The following is a 4,988-nucleotide window of genomic DNA, read 5'->3' on the forward strand; positions in this document are numbered from 1 at the left end:
GCTCCAACCCAAGAACTTCTCCACGCATCAAAGACCCCGCATAAGACACGTCGCTAACGACGTAGTTAAACACGTATCTTAGATCATTGCCCAAGCGTCAGGCAGGCGGTGCCAATGGCGCGGTTACGTTAGCACTGCGCCCGCACCACCTTCCGATCCTTTCGATCTTGACGGCCTCCCCCCGCTCATTGGCGCGGGCCTAGTCCGGCTGCATGCGCAACCGACTATCCAAAGGAGGAAAAAAGGACATGAAAGCAGATGTTTATCAGAAAGTAACAGACAAGATCATTGCCGATCTGGAGAACGGCGAGCTTTCTTGGCTCAAGCCGTGGAACGCTGGCAACCTTGAAGGCAAGATCACCAAGCCACTGCGGCATAACGGCATGCCTTACAACGGAATCAATGTGCTGATGCTCTGGGGGGCGAGCGTTGAGGCGGGTTATCTCTCCCCGTACTGGATGACTTTCAAACAGGCCAAGGAGCTTGGCGCGCACGTCAAGAAGGGAGAGCGCGGCAATCTGGTCGTCTATGCAAACACCATCACAAAGACCGAAGAGCAGGACGACGGCAGCGAGGAAGAGCGCAAAATTCCTTTCATGAAAGGCTACAGCGTTTTCAACGTCGAGCAGATCGAAGGCTTGCCCGAGCATTACTATTCGAAGCCCGAGCCCGTGATTGATCCCGCCTTGCGGATCAGCCATGCGGAAGAATTTTTCGGGCATACTGGCGCAGACATCCGCCACGGCGGGAACAGCGCCCACTATAGCGGCGGCACCGATCACGTGCAGATGCCAGCATTCGAAACCTTCCGCAGCCCTGAAAGCTACTATGCCACGCTTGCCCACGAGCTGACCCACTGGACGAAGCACAAAACCCGCCTTGACCGCGACTTTGGCCGCAAGCGTTGGGGTGATGAAGGTTACGCCAGAGAAGAGCTTGTCGCCGAGCTGGGCGCGGCGTTTCTTTGCGCCGATCTGGAGCTGACGCCCGAGCCTGGCACCGATCATGCCGCCTATATTCAAAGCTGGCTCAAAGTCTTGAAGGACGACAAGCGGGCGATATTCGCCGCCGCCGCCCATGCGCAGCGTGCCGCAGATTTCTTGCACGGTCTGCAACCGCTTATCGAAAACGAGCAGCAGGACGAAGGAGTCGCGGCGTAAGCGGCGGCTCAACAACTTCAAAAATTTTTCGGCTGACCTCATGGTCAGCCGATTGGACCTCTTGCCTCGACAAGGCCATTGTACGCAAGGACAAGATAGGCCGTGCAATTCTGCCGTGCTGCGGGATGCCGCTTCAAAACGTGAGACGAGTGTCATCTCATCCTTCTTTTTGCTTAAAGGAGGCCCCGAACCACTCAGGGCCTTTCGGCCCCGCACAACCATCATCGGCCCATGGAAGGCCTGATGGTTCGGGAAGTAACTTGATCCTGCAAACAGGCGGATGCGCAGATGGCGCTTCGCTATCCTTCTGATGCGGTGATCTTCGCAGTGCTGGCGGGATTGATCGGAATGCTGGGAGAGGACTGACTACAGCATTTATCCGCCCCCGTGCATCCAAGAGCGGCGGCTCGTTCCAATGGTGCAACCATCGACTGCTGGACAGGTGTGCCGTGGTCTCAGCCGTCAGCGCATACACGCGGCTACCGCCCCGGCCACCCGTGGTACTATCATCTGGGCGGCGAGGTTGTGCCCCCGAAGGTCATTCGTTTCGAGGTACGCCTGGCAGGATACAAGGGCTACCGCCGTGAAGAGATTTTGAGCGCGGCGAGCAAGCCAGAACCGCAGCGCTCACGGCTACTCAGAAAAATCCGCGAGGAAGTCCGGCAATCCTTGAAGCAGAATATCTCCATCTACCGCGAGGTGGCCCGCGAGCTTCATGCCTATCGCAAAGCCCATGCAGGCGAGCCAGTCCCGAATTGCAGCGACTCCGTCCACACAGCTATGAGCCTCAAATACGCGCATATCTACAATGACTTCGCGCATCTCGATCTATTGGGCAGCCTGCCGCAGCAAGTCGATCTCTTTGACCTGCTCTAACGAGTAGCGCCGCCAGCAATCCTGGCGGCGCATCCTTCATGGCTCACATCCTTGGCAGTAGCGGATACCGCTAGTAGCATCGAAAACCGGAAGAGATTGTGAGGCATATGGATGAGCGGTGTATTTTTTACCTATGTTTGGGGCAGTCACGGCGAGCGAGGCAGCCCGCTGACCTTCACCAGCAAACAAAACCGCACAGTAGCGCTTCGCAGCACGCAAGAGGGCGACTTCGTTTTTGGTGTTGTAAGCCGCAGCCCCGGCGATCCTGATGTGCAAATACCGGAAGAATTGAAAGGTCGCGTCATCAATGTCTGGCAGATCAGCCATTCGACTGCCGATACGGCGGAATTCGGGATTGAAGCCAGAAACTCTTGGGACAAGCTGGAAGACGGCAGCTATCGCTGGCCTTTCGCTCTCCAGCCGATCCGCACATGGATCATTCGGGATGCGCCGGAATTCCGCGAGCTTCCCGGCTATACACCTGCGACCCACACGCAGCGTGCGATCACGACCGTGCAGGAAGTGGGCGATGAACTGGCCGCAACACTCAAAGACCTGATCGCGACCAACGGCGAAGAGCTGGAAGTGATGACGCCGCGCTATCAAACGATGGCCAGCCGCGTGCAGCAGCTTCGCCAGAAACATCCCTTCGCGCTGAACGGCTACACGGTTCAGCCCAATGCCGGGGCGACAAACAGCATCTACATCGCCACTCTTGGCAAGGGCGGGCGAACCTTGAAAATCGGTCATGCACAGGACGCAAGCCAGCGGGTTGCCGAATTCAACAAATACCGTTTATCCAGTGAGCCACAATGGACGTTGCACACCGACCAACCCATCGGCTCCGTCCAGGATGCCATTGAAATCGAGAAGTATCTCGGAGAGGCCTTTGCCACATACCGCACCGAGCCCAACAACAACGAAGTCTATCTCGGTCTGGACGCAATAGATGTGGCGACCAAGCTGGCCACCGCCCAGATTAAGAAATAACGCCGCGCGCACCAAAGCGCATTCCATCAGCCGTAAGCACCGGCTTCCCTTATCTTTTCCTTTCGTTTTGGCTTCGTCCTGAAAGCAGGATTTGCCGCATTCCCTGGCAGAGCCCACTGGCCGGTCAATCGGGCTGCCCGCACCAGCGGCTTCGCCGCCCGTGTTGCCCATGACCGCCTGCGTTTTCGCCCCTGCCGTTTCGGGTGCGTCCATCAGGACGAAGCCCGTGAAACGAAAGGAAAAAGCTATGGGACTAGATATGTACGCGATGATTTCAGATGAGGGCTTCGAGCGCGAGGTTGATTTCAAGCCGGATCAGAACGTGGGAGAGCTGCACTACTGGCGCAAACACCCCAACCTGCACGGCTGGATGAGAACGCTCTACTTCGAAAAGGGCGGCGAGCAGCCTGACTTCAACTGCACACCCGTCGCCTTGAGCGAAGCTGATCTCGGTAGGCTGGAAGCCGACATCAAGGCCGGAAACCTGCCGCCGACCTCGGGTTTTTTCTTCGGCGTGTCCGAAGGAACGGAATCCGAAGATGATCTGGCCTTCATTGCCAAGGCGCGAGAAGCCATCGCCGATGGCGATACCGTCTTCTACTACGCTTGGTGGTAGGCTGGGCAGTGCGCCGCCCGCTTATGGGCGGCGCTTACTATTGTCCTGGCTTTGGGCCATTGTTGATCCGCTCACGGAGCCAGGCATCGCGCCGCTCCTCTTGGGCCTGAGCTTTCCTCCAAGCTTCCTTCCACTCTTCGGGGCTAGAGTTTTCCAGGCCATCCAAGATTCGTTTTTTCGGGACGTTTTCTTTGTCAGTCATCTTTCATTCTCCTTTGGGGTTTTAGTTTTGGACCTAGCACGGCGAGTTGTCCTCGTCGTCAAGCCAGTCTTCCTGACTTGCGCGCGGCTTGAATTCCGGCACCAGCACGTCCGGCTTTTGCTTATGACGGGCGTGCGTCAGCCGGATGGCGAGGCGCACCGTATCATCTGCCGCCAGATGAAAATGCTGGCGTAGTTCTTTGAGTTGTATCGCATGCGCCTCGTCCAGGTTGAGCATCAATGTATGTCGCATGGTTTCCTCCTTTCTGTGTTTAGGGGTTAAAATCAGAACCTTTATCCTTTGAGCGATCACGCTCACGGATTCTGTCTCTTGGGGATTTCTCAGACTGCTTGCCGAGGTCAGCCTTGACCTTCGCAGTAGCGGCATAGCCGCGCTCCATCATCAAGTATGCGCTCAGCTCATTATGTAGATCGGCAATATCCTGGCTGCGTTGCTTTCGCATTTGCTTGATGGCGCGCTGAAGTTGCTGACGCTCATCGAGTTGGCGAGACACCAGCGCATCCCGTTCTGCTTGATCGCGGGTATAGCTTTGCCATGCGTCCAATTCGTTCTGCGTTCTGATCTTTGAGTATTTACCCGTGATCCGGCTCCACAGCCCGCTGACGCCTTTGGGCAGGCGCGCGGCTCTGGCGGATGTCTCCTTTTCCCAGCGGATACGCTGCATATCGTCCAACGCCTTACGCTCGGAACGGTGGCGCTCTACGGCCTGCGTGCGTTTGAATTCGATACTCGGATGCTTCTTGGTGTAGGCCTTGTTGATTTCGAGGACGTATCTGCGGAGCTGATCGCCCATACGCTTGGCGATTTCCTCGCGGCGCTCCTGCACGCTCGGCAGCTTGTCCGCGTCCGGCATGCGGGCCTTTACATCTTTCGCCTTCACGCCAGACCAACGGGCGAGCGCGTAAATCTCACCTTGATAATCGAGCGCAACGACGCCGCGCCGATCACCGCGCGCGAGAAAGTAGCCTTTCTCTTCCAGGGCGGCTTTTAGGGTTTAGTAGTGTCCGCATTTTGTGTTGGTAAGCTCACAGAGCCCGCAGAACATCCTCTGGCTGCACTTTACTGACCCGCGCCACGAACCAATCGAGATACCCCTCGAGATATTTCGAGGCAGGCCCTCGAA

Annotated in this window: 7 protein-coding genes; 4 read left to right on the plus strand and 3 right to left on the minus strand. The window is 57.0% G+C overall.

What is annotated here, in order from left to right; genetic code table 11:
* Positions 1-248 precede the first annotated feature (248 nt).
* The 4 genes from BHD06_RS22330 (at position 249) to BHD06_RS22350 (ending at position 3,642) form a co-directional block, all read left to right on the plus strand.
* Positions 249-1,160 (plus strand): ArdC family protein, encoded by a 912-nt coding sequence (locus BHD06_RS22330; protein ID WP_080459147.1) that lies wholly within the window; start codon positions 249-251, stop codon positions 1,158-1,160.
* Positions 1,161-1,685: 525 nt separating this feature from the next.
* The gene (locus BHD06_RS22340; protein WP_217805722.1) at positions 1,686-2,036 is read left to right on the plus strand and encodes a hypothetical protein; all 351 of its coding nucleotides are present in this window, start codon (positions 1,686-1,688) and stop codon (positions 2,034-2,036) included.
* A 111-nt stretch (positions 2,037-2,147) separates the two neighbouring features.
* Positions 2,148-3,026: a GIY-YIG nuclease family protein gene (locus BHD06_RS22345; protein ID WP_080459149.1), complete on the plus strand. Its 879-nt coding sequence runs from the start codon at positions 2,148-2,150 to the stop codon at positions 3,024-3,026.
* 226 nt (positions 3,027-3,252) lie between these two features.
* Positions 3,253-3,642 carry a phosphoglycerate kinase gene (locus tag BHD06_RS22350; RefSeq protein ID WP_254892575.1) on the plus strand — a complete coding sequence of 130 codons (390 nt, stop codon included), beginning with the start codon at positions 3,253-3,255 and terminating at the stop codon, positions 3,640-3,642.
* 37 nt (positions 3,643-3,679) lie between these two features.
* On the opposite strand, the gene BHD06_RS23980 is transcribed toward BHD06_RS22350, so the two are convergent.
* Genes BHD06_RS23980 through BHD06_RS22360 form a run of 3 tightly spaced genes read right to left on the minus strand, consistent with a single transcriptional unit; the run spans position 3,680 to position 4,718 of the window.
* Positions 3,680-3,844 carry a hypothetical protein gene (locus BHD06_RS23980; RefSeq protein ID WP_176214478.1) on the minus strand — a complete coding sequence of 55 codons (165 nt, stop codon included), beginning with the start codon at positions 3,842-3,844 and terminating at the stop codon, positions 3,680-3,682.
* Between the two features lie 33 nt (positions 3,845-3,877).
* On the minus strand, positions 3,878-4,096 hold the full coding sequence (locus BHD06_RS22355) for a hypothetical protein (RefSeq protein ID WP_139784859.1): 219 nt from the start codon (positions 4,094-4,096) through the stop codon (positions 3,878-3,880).
* Positions 4,097-4,115: 19 nt separating this feature from the next.
* Entirely contained in the window at positions 4,116-4,718 is a 603-nt protein-coding gene (locus BHD06_RS22360; protein ID WP_080459152.1) for a hypothetical protein, read from the minus strand.
* Positions 4,719-4,988 lie beyond the last annotated feature (270 nt).

Source organism: Roseovarius sp. A-2 (assembly GCF_002072155.1).
Lineage (GTDB): Bacteria > Pseudomonadota > Alphaproteobacteria > Rhodobacterales > Rhodobacteraceae > Roseovarius.